The sequence below is a fragment of the Vibrio sabulosilitoris genome, from assembly GCF_055391395.1.
Map to the genome: position 1 here is coordinate 1,110,591 of NZ_AP029599.1, position 16,792 is coordinate 1,127,382.

The window sequence follows — 16,792 nt, forward strand, 5'->3', positions numbered from 1 at the left end:
CCACCGTTTCAACCCATCAAGTGAGAGTAATGACCAATCCGACCCCAGCCCAACGTCGTGCCGCTTATCTTACCGAAATGGGGATCACCCAGTGGGTTGTCACGCATCCGGAACGTTTGACTGGCGTGAGCATCGCTCCGCAGTCTCTCCCTGACGACTGTCGTTTATTGTTTGTTTCCTCTCAGTGCCCAAAGGGCCCCTTGGCTGAGTTTCTCGAAAAAGTACTTAAAGCGATGGGGCTGTCGCTAAGTCAGGTGCAACACATTGAGCCACAGCATTGGAACGAACTCGATAGCTCAACGGCCGAATGGGTATGGTTCGCAGGTTGCGATGAGCAGCCAACAGGCGCAAAGCGCTTGCTCAGCCCTAAGCTTGAGATGATCGACGGTAATAATCAGCAGCGTCGAGCACTTTGGTCACAGATCCAATCACAGCAGTAACAATTATGGCTAATATCTCTATTGTCGCACTTGAGCGTACGCATCTTCCTGCGGTGAAGGCCATTGAACCGAAAGCCCATAGTCACCCATGGAGTGATAAGCTACTTAGCGACCTCGACAGTCGCGGCGCCGAGCATCATGCGATGCTGGTGGACCAAGAGTTGGTCGGGTATTTTTATGCCCAACATATCGTTGGTGAGGTGACTCTTCTGAATATTGCTATTGCGCCTGCTTGGCAGGGAAGAGGCCTTGGTAGGCGCTTACTAGAGGCCTTTTTAGCCCGCTGTGAGGCGCTTAATGCCGAGAGTGCCTGGCTTGAAGTGCGTCAGAGCAACCTGCGCGCGTTCGAGCTCTATCAAGCCGAAGGGTTCAATGAGGTTGATCGTCGCCGCAACTATTATCCAACCGAGCGTGGCAAAGAAGACGCGATTATCATGAGTTATCTCTTCCTCTAGCTTGGTCTAAGCCGAGCCTACAGGGAAACAGTCGCTAATCTAGCGACTTTTCTGTATAATCCGCGCACAAAATTTTAAGGTAGAGAGTCGCGCAAGGCTCTCTACGCTTCACTCATGAATGACAGCAAAGGGCGTTTATGTCTTTTCAACAAGAAGTAAGCAAGCGCAGAACGTTTGCGATTATCTCTCACCCGGATGCGGGTAAAACCACCATCACCGAAAAAGTGCTTTTGTTCGGCAACGCGATCCAAAAAGCCGGTACAGTTAAAGGTCGTGGCTCGGCGCAGCACGCTAAATCTGACTGGATGGAGATGGAGAAAGAGCGTGGCATCTCGGTCACGACCTCGGTGATGCAGTTCCCATACAACGACTGCTTGGTGAACCTGCTCGATACCCCGGGACACGAAGACTTCTCGGAAGATACCTACCGTACCCTAACGGCGGTTGACTCGTGTCTGATGGTGATTGACGCAGCGAAAGGTGTCGAGGATCGTACTCGTAAGCTGATGGAAGTGACCCGTCTGCGTGACACCCCGATTGTGACCTTCATGAACAAATTGGACCGTGATGTGCGCGATCCAATGGAAGTCCTTGATGAGGTTGAGAGCGAATTGGGCATGGCGTGTGCGCCAATCTCATGGCCAATTGGTTGCGGTAAAGAGTTTAAGGGTGTTTACCACATCCACCGCGATGAGACGATCTTGTACGAATCTGGCCACGGGCACGAGATCCAAGAAGTGCGTATCATCAAGGGTCTAGATAACCCTGAGCTTGACGAGAAAGTTGGCGCTGACTTGGCCGAAAGTGTGCGAGAAGAGCTTGAGTTGGTGATGGGTGCTTGCCCTGAGTTTGACCTAGAGCTATTCCTAGCTGGTGAGCTAACGCCAGTTTACTTCGGTACCGCACTGGGTAACTTTGGTGTCGACCATATGCTGGATGGCCTGACCAAATGGGCTCCTGAGCCTAAAACGCGTCAAGCGGTTGAGCGTGAAGTGGAAGCGACTGAAGAGAAGTTCTCTGGCTTTGTGTTCAAGATCCAAGCGAACATGGACCCGAAACACCGTGACCGTATTGCGTTTATGCGTATCGTTTCTGGTACCTACAAGCAAGGCATGAAGATGAACCATGTGCGTACGGGTAAAAACGTCAGCATTTCTGATGCCGTGACCTTTATGGCGGGCGATCGCTCACGCGCAGAAAATGCCTACGCAGGCGATATCATCGGTCTGCACAACCATGGCACCATTCAGATTGGTGACACCTTCACTCAAGGTGAAGCGCTGAAATTCTCGGGTATCCCGAACTTTGCGCCAGAGCTGTTCCGTCGTATCCGTCTTAAAGATCCATTGAAGCAGAAGCAGCTACTGAAAGGTCTGGTTCAGCTCTCTGAAGAGGGTGCGGTACAGGTTTTCCGTCCATTGCAAAACAACGATTTGATCGTTGGCGCGGTCGGTGTACTTCAGTTTGACGTGGTTGTCGCGCGCCTGAAAGCAGAATACAACGTGGAAGCGATCTACGAGGGTGTTAACGTAGCAACGGCTCGCTGGGTTGAGTGTGGCGACGATAAGAAACTTGAAGAGTTTAAGCGTAAGAACCAGGCGAACCTAGCGCTGGATGGTGGTGATAACTTGTCGTACATTGCGCCGACCATGGTGAACCTGAATCTCGCGCAGGAGCGTTTCCCTGACGTTGAGTTCCGTGCTACTCGCGAACACTAAACCCAGAGGCGGGAGTCGAGAGGCGAGATGCGAGGTGGTTTACCTGCGCTGTAATTTGCTCGCTTTTTGAAACGCAGTGTTACTTGTTGCTCGATTCTAAAAAAGCCACTTGCTTAGCAAGTGGCTTTTTTGTGTCTAGTCAGAAACGAGGACTGTGGGCTCCTCACGCATAAAAAGTGCTACTTTTTCTTCTTGCCGGCGGTTTTTTTGGCGTTTTTCTTTTCAGCTTTTTTCTTGTTCTTTTTCTTAAACACAGGTTTTTTGTGTTTTGGACGTAGCTCTTTGATGTAGCGCTCTTTGATTTCTTCTTTTACGTAGCGGGCGACGCGGTCCATCATTGGTTGGTCGTGGGCTTCGACTAGCGAGATTGCGTTGCCTTTTTTGCCTGCGCGGGCGGTGCGGCCGATGCGGTGCAAGTAGACGTCGGCGGTGCGTGGCAAGTCGTAGTTGATCACGTGGCTGACATCTGGAAGATCGATACCACGCGCGGCAACATCGGTGGCCAGAAGAACGTTGACGGTGCCATCGCGAAAGCGAGAAATCGCGTTGTTGCGGCGATCTTGTGGCATCTCACCTTGGATCCACGAGCATGGGATCTGGGCACTCTCAAGTTGGGCGCGCAGCTCGGCTAGGCGCTCGCGGGTTTTGAGGAATACAATCGTGCGCTCGGCTTGCTCGGTGAGGATCACCTTAAGTAGCGCCAGTTTGTGCTCCATATCATCCGCGCGGTGGTACCACTGAGCGATCTTTTTGCGCTCACGGCGTGATGGCTCGGCATCAACCTCAGCTGGGTTTTTTAGCAGATCCGCAGTAAAGCCTTCCACACCGCGACCTTCTAGGGTTGCAGAGAACAACAGGGTCTGCTTACGCCAGCGACACTCGCCCGATAGGCGATCGACAGTCGGACCGAAGCCCATATCCAGCATGCGGTCGGCTTCGTCGAGGATCAGCCACTCAATCGCGCGGCAATCAAAGCGCTCAGCATTGATGTACTCCATCAAGCGTCCCGGAGTCGCAACCACGATATCTTGGGTCGTCTTTAGGATGTCAGCATGTTCTTCGTACTGCACGCCACCAGTGATGGTAAAGATGTTCAGACGCGTGTTCTTAGCCAGTGCACGTGCTTGGTCGGCAACCTGCATGGCAAGCTCACGGGTTGGGGTGAGGATCAGTACGCGTGCTGGGCCAGACTTCTTACGTGGAAAATCTTGTAGGTATTGCAGCGCTGGGATCACAAACGCGGCAGTTTTACCTGTGCCAGTTGGCGCTGATGCTAAAACATCACGTCCATCTAGTGCCTGTGGAATGGCCTCGGCTTGCACTTGCGTTGGGCGAGAAAAGCCCATTTCTTCAATAGCGTCAAGCAGGTTAGGGTCGAGGTCTAAATCTGCAAAGTTTTTAATCACAGTGGTTTCTCCACAAGCAGGGTCAAAGGAAAGGGCGCGTATTATATACCCAGTCTAGACAAGATGCGAGTACGAGTGATCTAGATCACTGATAAGTCAGGCGGCCTACACCTTGAGCAAGCCTACATCTTAAGATAGAAGTCGTGAGTTAAGGCGATAAAGTCATCGCTGTAATGACCATCTTTATGAATCGTTATTTCATTCTCTTGGCACTGTGTGGTGCCAAGCCGCTGCTCATTGCTTAGCTCAATCAGCAGGCGAGAGACGGGTTTGGTCGCTGTTGGGCGCACTCGACATAAGCGCGTCAGGTGCAACCCAGACTCGCGAGCGAGGTCAATAAACTGCTCCCCCTCTGTTTTAGGCAAGATCAGGCAAGCACGACCAAATTGCGGGGCAAGCAGACGCCCAATGTGCTCAGCCAGCTCTTCGTGACTGAGTGAGCCGGTATGGCGCGCGGTGGCACGCTGCTGATTTTGCGCTGATTCACCGGCGTTGAAGTAGGGTGGATTGCAGATAATGGCATCGTAGCTAGGATGGTGGTGCTGCGCTACTGGATGATGAAAGACCTGAATGCGTGCAGACCAAGGACTATTAGCGATATTATCTGATGCGGCTTCAAAGGCTTGCTGGTCAATATCAATCGCGTCAACACTCAGTGATTCGAAACGCTGCGCGCACATCAGTGCCAACAACCCAGTGCCCGTGCCAATATCGAGTAGGCGCTCGGCATTGGCAAAGTCAGCCCAAGCTCCGAGCAGCACCCCGTCGGTGCTGACGGCCATACCCGCATGGCCACCGATAATACTGAATTGCTTTAAGTGAAAATTCTTGGTTTTGCGTGCCATTGCCCGTCTGCTGTTGGGATGAAAAAGTGGGGGAATAATAGCAAATGCCTTTTCGCGGGGAAATCTCAGTAGGAAGTCATGCGTCGAACAAGCTTGGCAATCATGGGAAGTGGACTCCTAGACAGACCACATCGTAAGCAAAATCAACACCCTTTAATGCCTAGCCAGCAAGGCGCGCCTATGGGGCTACCAGTTTTAGAAATTTCAATCCAGTCAGCGGCGATTTTTTCTGTATCTTCATCACATTTTTGAGTACACTTCCTCGGTTAAATTCTATTCTAAAATGTTGAGTAAACATGTTTGAAATCAATCCTATTAAAAACCGTCTAAAGGACGTGACTGAGCGCACGAATGTCCTTAGGGGGTATCTTTGACTATGACGCCAAGAAAGAGCGTCTAGAAGAGGTCAATGCAGAACTTGAACAACCGGATGTGTGGAACGAGCCTGAGCGTGCACAAGCGCTGGGTAAAGAGCGCGCCTCACTGGAAGCGGTTGTTGAAACCATCGACCTTCTTGACCAGGGTGTGGAAGACGTAGACGGTCTTCTTGAGCTGGCGGTTGAGGAAGAAGATCAAGAAACCTTTGATGAGATCGAGCCAGAGTTGGCTGAGCTTGAAGCCAAGCTTGAGAAGCTAGAGTTCCGTCGCATGTTCTCAGGCGACCACGACAGCTCAGATTGCTACATCGACTTGCAGTCAGGCTCAGGTGGTACTGAGGCGCAAGACTGGACATCGATGATGCTGCGCATGTACCTGCGCTGGGCAGAAGCTAAGGGCTTCAAAACCGAGGTGATCGAGGTTTCAGAGGGTGAAGTAGCCGGTCTGAAAGGCGCGACTGTGCGTATTTCCGGTGAGTATGCTTATGGTTGGTTGCGCACGGAGACAGGCGTACACCGCCTTGTGCGTAAGTCGCCGTTTGACTCAAGCGGCCGTCGTCACACCTCATTTGCGTCTGCATTTATCTACCCAGAGATTGACGACAACATCCAGATCGACATCAACCCATCTGATCTGCGTATCGATGTGTACCGTGCCTCGGGCGCGGGTGGTCAGCACGTTAACACCACCGAATCGGCAGTGCGTATTACCCACGTACCGACCAACACCGTGGTGCAGTGTCAGAATGACCGCTCTCAGCACAAGAACAAAGATCAGGCGATGAAGCAGTTACGTGCGAAGTTGTTTGAGCTTGAGATTCAAAAGCAAAATGCTGAGAAGCAGGCCAACGAAGACGCCAAGTCTGACATCGGTTGGGGTAGCCAAATCCGCTCTTATGTTCTTGATGACTCGCGCATCAAAGACTTGCGTACTGGCGTTGAAAACCGCAACACTCAAGCCGTTCTTGACGGCGACCTAGACAAATTTATTGAAGCTAGCCTGAAGTCAGGTCTTTAAGCTTTTCACCGAAAAAGAGAAAACAGGGTACATCGAAAATGACTGATGCTGTTAACCAAGAGAATCAACAAGAAGAAAACAAGCTGATTGCTGAGCGTCGTAGCAAGCTGGATCATATCCGCCAAAGCTGCAAAGCAAACGGCCACCCAAATGACTTCCGTCGCGAGCACCTAGCGGGCGATCTTCAGGCGGAATTCGGTGAAAAAACCAAAGAAGAGCTAGAAGAGCTAAATCACGTAGTAGCGATTGCGGGTCGTGTAATGGCTAAGCGTGGTCCATTCTTGGCTATCCAAGAAACTTCTGGTCGCATCCAAGCATACGCTGCAAAAGATGTGCAAAAAGAGCTGAAAGAGAAGTACCAGGGCCTAGATATCGGTGACATCATCGGTGTAAAAGGTGCACTGCATAAATCAGGTAAGGGTGACCTTTACGTGAACATGGAAGAGTACGAGCTACTGACTAAAGCGCTGCGTCCACTGCCAGAGAAGTTCCACGGCCTGACTGATCAAGAGATGCGTTACCGTCAGCGCTACGTTGACCTGATTGTGAACGATGACTCACGTCAAGCATTCATCATCCGCTCGAAGCTGGTATCGGCAATCCGTAACTTCATGAGTTCAAAAGGCTACCTAGAAGTGGAAACGCCAATGATGCACGTGATCCCGGGTGGCGCGACGGCACGTCCGTTTATCACTCATCATAACGCGCTAGATATCGACATGTACCTACGTGTTGCGCCTGAGCTATACCTTAAGCGCCTAGTTGTGGGTGGCTTTGATCGCGTATTTGAGATCAACCGTAACTTCCGTAATGAAGGTCTATCACCGCGCCACAATCCAGAATTCACCATGATGGAATTCTACCAAGCTTACGCAGACTACAAAGATCTGATGGATCTAACCGAAGAGATGCTAAGCACAGTCGCGCTGGAAGTCCTTGGCTCGACGTCTATGCCTTATGGTGAAGAGACAGTTGAGTTCGGTGGCACCTACGCGCGCATGAGCATGTTTGAAGCGATCAAGCACTACAACCCAGACCACGCAGAGATCCAAGCGCTAACTGAAACGGATCTGCAAGACCGTGAGAAGATGGTTGCGATCGCGAAATCAGTCCACGTTGAAGTAGAAACCTTCTGGACCTGTGGTCAGCTTCTAGAAGAGATCTTCGGTGAAACGGCTGAGCCTCAGCTTATCCAACCAACCTTCATCACAGGCTACCCAGCGGATATCTCACCACTGGCACGTCGCAGCGATGACAACCCATTCTTCACTGACCGCTTTGAGTTCTTTATCGGTGGCCGCGAGGTCGCGAACGGCTTCTCAGAGCTGAACGATGCAGAGGATCAAGATGCGCGTTTCAAAGCTCAGGTTGATGCAAAAGATGCTGGTGACGACGAAGCAATGTACTACGATGCAGACTACATCACCGCTCTAGAGCACGGCCTACCGCCAACAGCAGGTCAAGGTATCGGTATCGACCGTCTAGCGATGCTATTTACCAACACGCACACCATCCGCGATGTAATCCTGTTCCCAGCAATGCGCCCACAAGCGTCTGCTTAAACTTAATCGTTTAATTGCATATCAAGAGCTGCCTTCGGGTGGCTCTTTTTTTTTCCTATCGGAAAGAGGCGAGAGGCGAGATCACTTCGTTTCGAGAGGCGAGAGGTGCTTGCGGAAATTTCTCGCTTCTCGCCTCTCGATTCCCGCCTCTGCTTTTTAGTTTGATTTTCTCAAATTTGTCCTACCTTAATATTTAGGTAGTTGGGTGAATTTTGTGCTCAACCTAGAATGTTACAAAATGTTACTGTAGTCTTAACGTTGAAACGGAATCACGGGCTGACACGTTTGATGCATGTTTGTGGCTAGCAAATAAAAAGTGGATAGCAAATAAAAAAGAAGGAAAGGACATGGGCTCTAACTTTAAACAAGACACAATACCCGGTTCCTTAATCGTCGTTGGTGGTACCTCTGAGCCTTGGCTAAAAGTACTGGAAAACGCCGGTTGGCGCTGTACCATCAGCGGTGACTTGCGCAAGGCTGATGCACTGTTTACTGAAACCGGGCCCTGTATCGGTGTTGTTGACCTCAGCCATGATGAGTTCAGTCTTAATGGCATCGCGAGCCTGGTCAGCCAGCATAAACACGTGCGTTGGCTTGCGCTTATCCGCGAATCGCAGATCAAGTCAGATACCATTTGCCAGTTTATCGTCAATTTCTGTATTGATTTTTTCACCACTCCGATCCCCGACGCACAACTGCTGAGCACGATAGGTCATCAATTAGGCATGCTCAAGCTTGAGACACGGGTATGGCCACACTACGGCACCAATCACGATCTTGGCTTAGTGGGTGAATCAATGCCAATGAAACGCTTGCGTGATCAGGTCAAGCGTATCGGTCCGACCGACGTCAGTATCCTCATCTATGGTGAAAGTGGATCGGGTAAGGAGAAGGTTGCAAGAGCCATCCACAAAACCTCTTCACGTTCACAGCGTGAGTTTATCTCTGTCAACTGCCGAGCCCTATCAGAGAGCAGCCTCGAATCAGAGCTGTTTGGCATCAATGGTGAAATCGGCTGCAAGTCAATGTTAGAGCGTGCTGATGGTGGGACGGTACTGCTTAATGACATCCTTACCTTACCTAAATCGCAACAACTGAATCTATTAAGGTTTTTGCAAGAGGGAACAATTGAAACTCAAGATGGCCTGAAGAAAGTCGATGTGCGCATTCTGGCAGCTAACTCGATGGATATTGAAAAAGCCCTGATCGACGGTGATTTTAACGAAGATCTTTACCACTATATCAATGTGTTGCGGATCAATGTGCCAAGCCTCAAAGAGCGCTCGGGTGATATAGCGCTGCTGGCTAAACACTTCCTTCAGGTTTATGCCAAGGATTACAACGCCCAAGCACGGAGCTTCAGTGAGGAGTCTATTAAGTCTTTGGCTCGTTATCATTGGCCAGGCAACGTCCGCGAGCTGATGAACCTTATCAAGCGGGTAGTGCTGATGTCGGAGCAACCGATGATCGAAGAGTCGCAGCTTGAGCTACCGATTCGCAATAACGGCAAGCGTAGTCTGAAGAGTATTCGTGAGCGCAGCGAGCGGGATGCTCTGATGTTGGTACTAGAGTCGCACGATGGCCAGGTTTCTCAAGCGGCAAAAGAGCTGGGGGTATCAAGAGCAACCATGTACCGTTTACTGAATAAGCATAATCTGATAAGTGAAAGCTCGGTTTAGCTCATTTTGCTAATCACTCTCTAACTAAGGCAGCGTAATCGCTGCCTTTTTTCATCTATGATAAACAGCAAATTCATTGATAAATATAGAATAATCCACCAGTTTTTTAGACTTAGGGCAGACATATAAAGAGCTTTGTGTGTTTTTTACTCTTAAAGTGATTTATGGGTTGTTTTAAGCGACTAGTTGCGTAAATATTGACCATGAGTCTGATGAGACTCTCAATATATTCAGGAACTTATTTAGATTTGGAGGTAAGCATGATTTTGATTCAAAAACATAAATTTGTCGCTAAACCTTCACTTGTGCGCGTAGGCGGATCGATGTCGCATGCGTCCGATATCGCTCGACCTAAAGCGATGGCTAAATAACGTTCCCGTAGTCTTTTCCAGCTGCGGTTAACTGCAGCTGAGTCCCCACCCTAGTTAGGATCCCTGCAGTTCTCCGCGATACATCTTCAACAGGAGAACCACAATGAACCACTCAATCTACCTAAAACTTGCCGCTTGGTGTGTACTTGCCGATCTCAAACAAGAGGAGCGAGCATGGCGTCGTCGCGTACGCAAGAGCAGCTATGCACTGCCTCTACATAGTGCCCACCTATTGCGTGATATTGGTCTGGATAAAGATGGTCGTCCGCTCGGCTGTGAGCAGCAACCACAAGCCTTAGCGAATCGCCGTATTAGACATCTTCGGCGCATCCTCCAATCTAGATTAACCACGTAACACTAGGGGGAGAGCAGATTTTGCTCTCCCCCGGTAACACGTTATGGGCAGGGATTGGAGTAGCGTACTCCGATTTGCGCGATGCCCTCAAGCAACTCTTCACTAAGCTGTATCTCGACACTGTCGATATTATCTTTTAATTGCTCCATCGAGGTCGCACCGATGATATTAGCAGCAACAAATGGGCGCTGATTGACAAACGCCAGCGCCATCTGCGCGGACGTTAAACCATGCTGTTTAGCCAGTTCAACATACGCTCGTGTGGCCTCAATCCCTTGTGGAGTAAAGTAGCGCACAAAGCGTTTGTACAAGGTGCAGCGGGCGTTATCTGGCCATTGGTCATTGAGGTATTTGCCGCTTAAACAACCAAAGGCGAGCGGCGAGTAGGCTAGGAGCTTGATGCCCTCATAATGACTCACCTCAGACAGCCCAATTTCAAAGGTGCGATTGAGCAGGTTATACGGGTTTTGAATCGACACCACCCGCTCTAAACCATGTTTCTCGGCGAGCCTGAGCAAAGACATCACCCCCCAAGGTGTCTCGTTAGAAATTCCAATATGACGTACTTTTCCTTCTTTCACCAGCTTACTCAGAGCTTCGAGTGAATCGAGCAGGGTCACCTCTTCCTGTTTTTCAGGGTAGGGGTAGTTCAGTTGGCCAAAGCAGTTGGTCTGACGCTGTGGCCAGTGTAATTGGTAGAGATCGATGTAGTCGGTTTGCAGTCGACGCAAGCTATCGTTGACCGCATCATTGATATTGTTGTGATCAAGTGCCATGTTGTCGCGAATATAGGGAAGATTGCGCGGCCCCGCTACCTTGGTCGCGATAATGACTTTGTCTCGTTTGCCCGATGCGCGCAGCCATTTGCCTATATAGTCTTCCGTGGTGCCCTGAGTATTGGGCTGAGGCGGAACCGGATACATCTCTGCGGTATCGATAAAGTTAACCCCGCGCTCAAGCGCATAATCAAGCTGCGAATGTGCCTCGGCAAGCGTATTTTGCTCACCAAAGGTCATAGTACCAAGACAAATCTTACTCACCTCAAGCGATGAGTGGGGAAGCTGAGTATATTCCATTATAAAAACCTCAAATTAAGGTGCGAGGACGGGCAGAGCCCTACGAGGTGCGAGGAGTCTTACGCACGCTGTGAACCCCTCGCATCTCGGAACGAAGTGATCCTCGCACCTCGGAACGGAGTGAAACCTTTTTCTCAACTATAAGCGAAGAAATTCACTGAGAAAAGAATCACCTTCGATTCCCTTGACTACAATAAAAAAGATGGAGGTGTGCAATGCAAAAACGACAACTTGATAAGTGGTTGCATGGTTATCACAAAGCGACGTATCGCACTCCTAAGGTCTTTGTGATTGGCTGTGCAGACTTAGCCAAATACCAAATTGCGGTGGAATATAAACACAAGCTTGAGCCTGTTACGATTGACGATGAACCGATCCGTTTTGACTCCTTGGAGTTAGTTAAGGAAGAGCTGACCCGTCTAGGTCTTGATAAGGCCTATCTGCGTCTTCACAACGCCTATGATGAGTGCGGGTCGAGTTCACCGGTGGGGTACAGTGATATTGAGCTATCACTGATGACTCACTAGGATACTTGCGGTCCAATTTATGAGGTCTCTTGGGTACATGCTTATGAATAGTAATTGGTGAGAATCTGGGCGGTAAACTGGGTGCGTAAATAAAACCCGCGAGGGCGGGTGCGGATCACTTTACCGCTCGCACCATAGGCCTCGGTGAGTGCCCGACCATTCGCGGCCTTGGGCCGAAGCTGCAAGACTTCGCCATGCTTAGCAGTAACCTGTTCAATTCGACCTAGCACGATCATATCCATCAACTCCTCCCAATCTTGGCGCAGTTGCTGTTCCTCTTCAGAGCTAGGTGACCAAAGTAGCGGTGCCCCGACTTTACGCTCGGCTAATGGAATCTCTCGCTCTCCCTCGACGGGCACCCAAAGCACGCGAGAAAGCTTATTACGTACGTGGCTGCTCTCCCAGGTCAGGCCATGCACGCCAATAAGCGGTGCCACACAGACAAACGTTGTCTCGAGTGGTTTGCCCTGATAGCTGATTGGAATGCTCTTTAATTCGATGCCCAGTTGTTCAAAGTCTTGTTGCGGTTTGCTGCCGGCAGTCGCACCTAAGTGCCATTCAAGCAACTGACCCACCCATCCCTTATCGCGAGTGAGATCATCGGGAACCGTCATCTTGGCTTGTTCTGCGAGCTCCGCAAAAGTGACTCCTGCCATCAGCCATGCGCGCTCGATCAGCTCTTGTTCGGTTTTGGGTTCAGGTTTCATAGTCAAATGGGCAAATAGTCAAATGGGTAACGATGATGTTGAAGGGGATATATTAACAGATAGCTTTGTATGGGAAAGCAAGGATTGGACGATAGCTTTACTGTCCAAAGGTTCACATTAAGTCAATCTAACGGCTAATTGACAATGGTTTTACTTTACTTATCCACAGTCTTTGATTAGCTAGTTGACTCATGTATGAATTAACAGGAGTTTAATCATGATTAACTGCTTGAAAAAAAGAAAATATCCTAATTTTACATCCCTTAGTGTGGATAAAAACGTGGTTGGATGTTTTTTGTGCAATTTAAGTGAGTGTTAGCACAATAGTCAATCAATACAATGTAAAAACAAAATAGCTTCAACTAAACTAATGAAAATTAGATGGTTTTATTTTGGCAGCTAGGTTTGTGGGTTTTAAGTCCTGTGCGGGTTTAAGCAGTTATCACATTCCATATGGTTATTTTGCACATAGTTATTCACAGAAAAGGTGAATAAATGTGGGCTAGGTCGCATTCTTGTGTTGATAAGTATTAATTCGGCTAAAATCTATCCATATCTGCCTGTGGTCCGCATAAATTATGCATTTATCACATTTGTGGGTTTGCTAGTGTTGGGGATATGTGGAAAAATCACTGTCATTAAAATTTTATTTTGAGGTTGGCCAGTGATCGATGGCGATGGTTACCGCTTAAATGTGGGAATAGTGATTTGTAACAACCATGGTCAGGTATTCTGGGCTAAACGATTCGGACAACACTCATGGCAGTTCCCTCAAGGGGGAATTGATGAAGGCGAGAGCGCAGAGCAAGCCATGTACCGTGAGTTATACGAGGAAGTCGGCTTAACAAAGAAAGATGTGAAGATCGTTGCGACTAGTCGTCATTGGTTGAGATACAAGCTCCCCAAACGCCTGGTTCGATGGGATTCAAAGCCGGTCTGTATTGGCCAAAAACAGAAGTGGTTTTTGCTGAAGTTGGACTGTGATGAGTCACGGATCAATATGCAGCGAGGAAACATGCCTGAGTTTGATGGGTGGCGCTGGGTAAGCTATTGGTATCCAGTGAGACAAGTAGTATCTTTTAAACGTGATGTGTATCGACGCGCGATGAAGGAGTTTGCCTCAGCAGCCATGCCATTTCATGAGCGTAAGCAGAAGTCCAAGCGCAAGCACCGACGGGGATAAATATGCTCTCTCAGCTAAGGGACATAGTTGAACAAGTATCACGGGTTGATGATCTTCAGCAGGCATTATCAATCCTAGTAAAACAGACTTGCAGCGCGATGAGTACCGAGTGCTGCACGGTCTACCTCGCTAATGAAAAGATGGAACGCCTCGAGTTGATGGCCACCCAAGGCCTTATCTTCAAGGGTGATAGTGTCCACATTCGCTTCTCTGAGGGATTGGTGGGCATGGTTAAGCGTACCGCTGAGCCGATCAATGTCGCCGAGGCCTCCAAACATCCTAGTTACAAATTCTTCCCCGAGCTTGGTGAGCAAGTTTACCAGAGCTTCCTCGGTACTCCGATCATTCACCGCAAGAAGGTGCTTGGTGTTTTGGTGGTGCAGCAAAAGCAGCCGCGCCTATTTGATGAAGCAGAAGAGTCCTTTTTAGTTACCTTATCAGCTCAGCTTGCGGTACTGATCGCTCATGGTCAGACGCTGGGCCATTGGTTACCGACTCAGAATGCGCGAACACTCAAGGGTGTTCCTGCCTCGAGTGGTGTTGCGATTGGCGAGTTTTGGCTCGATAACACCCAGCCCAGCTTGGCAGAGATTGCACCAGCTTCTTCGGTGGATATTGACCAAGAGCATGAGCGTCTTGCCCTTGCGATGGAAGCCGCTCAGGCCGATTTCCGCCGGATGAGAAAAAAGCTTGAGGGGGAGATCACCTCTGAGGCGAAAGGTATCTTTGACCTGTTTGCCCACCTGCTCAATGACCCAATGCTCAAGCAGGATCTGAAAAAGCACATTCAGAATCACGACCGTGCTGAATGGGCGCTGCGCCAAGTGATTGACTCTTATTCAAGTCGCTTTGCCAAGATGTCCGACCCTTATCTGAAAGAGCGTGCTCAGGACTTTCGCGAGCTAGGGCAGCGATTGTTGTTTTTCCTCCACAACACTGAGCAGACGCATCAAAGTATTGATGATCCGATTATCTTGGTGGTGCAGGAACTGACCGCGAGCTTGCTCGCCTCTGTGCCCAAAGACAAGCTACTGGCTGTGGCCTCTATAGAGGGGGCGGCGAACTCTCACGCTGCGATCTTGTCGCGTGCGCTGGGTATACCCGCCGTGATGGGGCTTGAATGTGATATCAGTCAGCTCAATGGTCTTACCGGCATCGTGGATGGCTACAGTGGCAAGCTGTTTATCTCACCAAATCAACAATTGCTGCATGAGTATCGTGGCCTGTTGCATGAAGAGCGAGAGCTGGCGTGTATGGTCAGCAGTCACAGCGACAAGCCGGCCATTACCGAAGATGGGCTCGGCGTGAATATCATGCTCAACTCCGGGCTCAGCGCCGATAGTAGTATCGCGGTGAACCAAGGGGTTGATGGAGTTGGCTTGTATCGCACCGAGATCTCCTTCTTACTTCAGCACCGCTTTCCCTCTGAAGAAGAGCAGGAGGGTCAGTACCGGGCCGTGCTCGCAGCGTATCCGAACAAAAATGTTGTGATGCGCACACTGGATATTGGTGGCGATAAGGCGCTGCCCTATTTTCCGATTGAAGAAGAGAACCCTTTTCTTGGTTGGCGGGGGATCCGCTTTACCCTCGACCACCCGGATATCTTTTTGATCCAGATGCGCGCTATGCTGCGTGCCAGTCAAAACAACGACAATTTGAGCATTTTGCTACCCATGGTCTCAAATGTTCAAGAGCTGGATGATGCCTTAAAGCTGTTTGAGCAGGCGTTTACGGAGGTGAGTGCTCTGTATCCGATCCAGCGGCCTTTGATCGGTGTGATGATTGAAGTGCCTTCGATGCTGTACCTGCTGCCACACTTGGCAGAGAAGATCGATTTCGTCTCCGTTGGCACCAATGACCTGACGCAATATTTGCTAGCGGTCGATCGTAATAACAGCCGTGTCTCGACCCTGTATGAAACCATGCATCCAGCGGTGTTATCGGCGCTCAAACACATCCATGTGATCTGTGAATCGGTGTCGCTGCCCGTATGTGTGTGCGGTGAGCTCGCTGGTGATCCTATGGGGGCCCTGTTGCTGGTTGGGATGGGCTATCGCTCATTGAGTATGAACACCTCAAACGTGGCCAAGGTGAAGTACCTGTTGTGCCACAGTAGCCAGCAAGAGTTAGAGCAATTGGCGGAAACCGCTCTTACTCAACCCTATGCCCAAGCCATCTATGATATGATGCTAAGTCACTTTGAGTATAAAGAGTTTGCCGGTTTTGTCCGTGCTGGTAAGCACTAATTGTCTGTAAGGAAGCCTAGTGTCGATTGAATTCTTGCTTGTGTTGTGTCTGCTTGGTGGAGTGGTTGGCACATTAGCGGGCCTATTAGGCATCGGCGGCGGCTTGATTGTGGTGCCGGCACTCACGTTTCTTCTGCCCCTGATCGGCACGAGCCCCGAGTACGTGATGCCAATGGCGCTGGGTACCTCATTGGCGACCATCATTGTCACTTCGGCTTCTTCCGCTGCTAATCACCTTAAGCTGGGCAATGTTGACCTGTTTGCGATTAAATGGCTGATGCCCGGAGTGGTGCTTGGTGGCTTTTTCGGGGCTTATCTGGTTGAGTTAATAGCTAGCGATTATCTACCTAAAATCTTCTCCTTGATTGTTTTTATGCTTGCTGTGCAAATGTTTGTCTCGTCGAGGAGTCTGGCGTCATATTCGATGCCCTCGAAACCCACTACACTGACTGTCGGCTCGGTCATTGGTGTGGTGTCAAGCTTGGCAGGGATCGGTGGCGGCTCGATGTCGGTACCCTTTTTAAGTCGTCATGGCGTTGAGATGCGCCATGCGGTTGGCTCCTCATCGGTCTGTGGCTGTATGATTGCCATCGCCGGGATGCTGGGCTTTGTCCTTAACGGGATTGGGGTTGAGGACCTACCTCAATATAGTGTCGGTTATGTTTACCTACCGGCACTTATTGCGATTTCATTGGTCTCAGTGTTTACCACGCGCATTGGCGCGGTGATGGCGACATCAATGCCTACAGGGCAGCTAAAGCGAGTGTTCGCCGTTTTTTTATTATTTGTAGCGGGTATCATGCTGTTTAAGTCGTGATGCTGATTGA

The 16,792-nt window shown here is 49.9% G+C and carries 15 protein-coding genes; 11 read left to right on the forward strand and 4 right to left on the reverse strand.

The annotated features are described in order from the left end of the window. The first annotated feature begins 29 nt into the window (after positions 1 to 29). The 3 genes from ACZ5R2_RS05355 (at position 30) to prfC (ending at position 2,613) form a co-directional block, all read left to right on the forward strand. Entirely contained in the window at positions 30 to 440 is a 411-nt protein-coding gene (locus tag ACZ5R2_RS05355) for a DNA polymerase III subunit psi (RefSeq protein ID WP_464901329.1), read from the forward strand. A 5-nt stretch (positions 441 to 445) separates the two neighbouring features. Further along, positions 446 to 895 carry a ribosomal protein S18-alanine N-acetyltransferase gene (gene rimI, locus ACZ5R2_RS05360; RefSeq protein WP_464901330.1) on the forward strand — a complete coding sequence of 150 codons (450 nt, stop codon included), beginning with the start codon at positions 446 to 448 and terminating at the stop codon, positions 893 to 895. A 137-nt stretch (positions 896 to 1,032) separates the two neighbouring features. Next, complete coding sequence (gene prfC, locus ACZ5R2_RS05365) at positions 1,033 to 2,613, forward strand: peptide chain release factor 3 (protein ID WP_438473791.1); 1,581 nt, start codon at positions 1,033 to 1,035, stop codon at positions 2,611 to 2,613. Between the two features lie 179 nt (positions 2,614 to 2,792). Here prfC and srmB read toward each other — a convergent pair whose 3' ends face one another. After that, the gene (gene srmB, locus ACZ5R2_RS05370; RefSeq protein ID WP_464901331.1) at positions 2,793 to 4,019 is read right to left on the reverse strand and encodes an ATP-dependent RNA helicase SrmB; all 1,227 of its coding nucleotides are present in this window, start codon (positions 4,017 to 4,019) and stop codon (positions 2,793 to 2,795) included. Positions 4,020 to 4,141: 122 nt separating this feature from the next. Further along, the gene (locus ACZ5R2_RS05375; RefSeq protein ID WP_464901332.1) at positions 4,142 to 4,864 is read right to left on the reverse strand and encodes a tRNA1(Val) (adenine(37)-N6)-methyltransferase; all 723 of its coding nucleotides are present in this window, start codon (positions 4,862 to 4,864) and stop codon (positions 4,142 to 4,144) included. Between the two features lie 296 nt (positions 4,865 to 5,160). Here ACZ5R2_RS05375 and prfB point away from each other — a divergent pair. The 4 genes from prfB (at position 5,161) to ACZ5R2_RS05395 (ending at position 10,226) form a co-directional block, all read left to right on the forward strand. Beyond that, positions 5,161 to 6,259, forward strand: a protein-coding gene (prfB, locus tag ACZ5R2_RS05380) for a peptide chain release factor 2 (RefSeq protein WP_438459048.1) whose coding sequence is annotated in 2 segments (ribosomal slippage) — positions 5,161 to 5,235 and positions 5,237 to 6,259 — 1,098 coding nt in all. Because the reading frame shifts where the segments join, the coding sequence is not laid out codon by codon here. 38 nt (positions 6,260 to 6,297) lie between these two features. Then, positions 6,298 to 7,821: a lysine--tRNA ligase gene (gene lysS / locus ACZ5R2_RS05385; protein WP_464901333.1), complete on the forward strand. Its 1,524-nt coding sequence runs from the start codon at positions 6,298 to 6,300 to the stop codon at positions 7,819 to 7,821. A 347-nt stretch (positions 7,822 to 8,168) separates the two neighbouring features. After that, positions 8,169 to 9,500 carry a cyclic-di-GMP-binding transcriptional regulator VpsR gene (vpsR, locus tag ACZ5R2_RS05390; protein WP_464901334.1) on the forward strand — a complete coding sequence of 444 codons (1,332 nt, stop codon included), beginning with the start codon at positions 8,169 to 8,171 and terminating at the stop codon, positions 9,498 to 9,500. Positions 9,501 to 9,974: 474 nt separating this feature from the next. Then, complete coding sequence (locus ACZ5R2_RS05395; protein WP_464901335.1) at positions 9,975 to 10,226, forward strand: DUF1127 domain-containing protein; 252 nt, start codon at positions 9,975 to 9,977, stop codon at positions 10,224 to 10,226. Between the two features lie 41 nt (positions 10,227 to 10,267). Here ACZ5R2_RS05395 and ACZ5R2_RS05400 read toward each other — a convergent pair whose 3' ends face one another. Beyond that, the gene (locus ACZ5R2_RS05400; protein WP_464901336.1) at positions 10,268 to 11,302 is read right to left on the reverse strand and encodes an NADP(H)-dependent aldo-keto reductase; all 1,035 of its coding nucleotides are present in this window, start codon (positions 11,300 to 11,302) and stop codon (positions 10,268 to 10,270) included. A 215-nt stretch (positions 11,303 to 11,517) separates the two neighbouring features. Between ACZ5R2_RS05400 and ACZ5R2_RS05405 the strand changes: the two genes are divergently transcribed. Then, positions 11,518 to 11,829, forward strand: coding sequence for a DUF6482 family protein (locus ACZ5R2_RS05405; protein ID WP_438459043.1), 312 nt, complete (start codon positions 11,518 to 11,520; stop codon positions 11,827 to 11,829). A 41-nt stretch (positions 11,830 to 11,870) separates the two neighbouring features. On the opposite strand, the gene mutH is transcribed toward ACZ5R2_RS05405, so the two are convergent. Next, entirely contained in the window at positions 11,871 to 12,536 is a 666-nt protein-coding gene (gene mutH, locus ACZ5R2_RS05410) for a DNA mismatch repair endonuclease MutH (protein WP_464901337.1), read from the reverse strand. A gap of 664 nt (positions 12,537 to 13,200) precedes the next feature. On the opposite strand from mutH, the gene rppH reads away from it, so the two are divergent. The 3 genes from rppH to ACZ5R2_RS05425 are packed head-to-tail and all read left to right on the forward strand — an operon-like array spanning position 13,201 to position 16,782. After that, a complete protein-coding gene (gene rppH, locus ACZ5R2_RS05415) occupies positions 13,201 to 13,719 on the forward strand; it encodes an RNA pyrophosphohydrolase (protein WP_438459041.1) in 519 nt (172 codons plus the stop codon). A gap of 2 nt (positions 13,720 to 13,721) precedes the next feature. After that, positions 13,722 to 15,965 carry a phosphoenolpyruvate--protein phosphotransferase gene (ptsP, locus tag ACZ5R2_RS05420; protein WP_464901338.1) on the forward strand — a complete coding sequence of 748 codons (2,244 nt, stop codon included), beginning with the start codon at positions 13,722 to 13,724 and terminating at the stop codon, positions 15,963 to 15,965. A 19-nt stretch (positions 15,966 to 15,984) separates the two neighbouring features. Next, positions 15,985 to 16,782 carry a sulfite exporter TauE/SafE family protein gene (locus ACZ5R2_RS05425; RefSeq protein WP_464901339.1) on the forward strand — a complete coding sequence of 266 codons (798 nt, stop codon included), beginning with the start codon at positions 15,985 to 15,987 and terminating at the stop codon, positions 16,780 to 16,782. Positions 16,783 to 16,792: the final 10 nt, after the last annotated feature.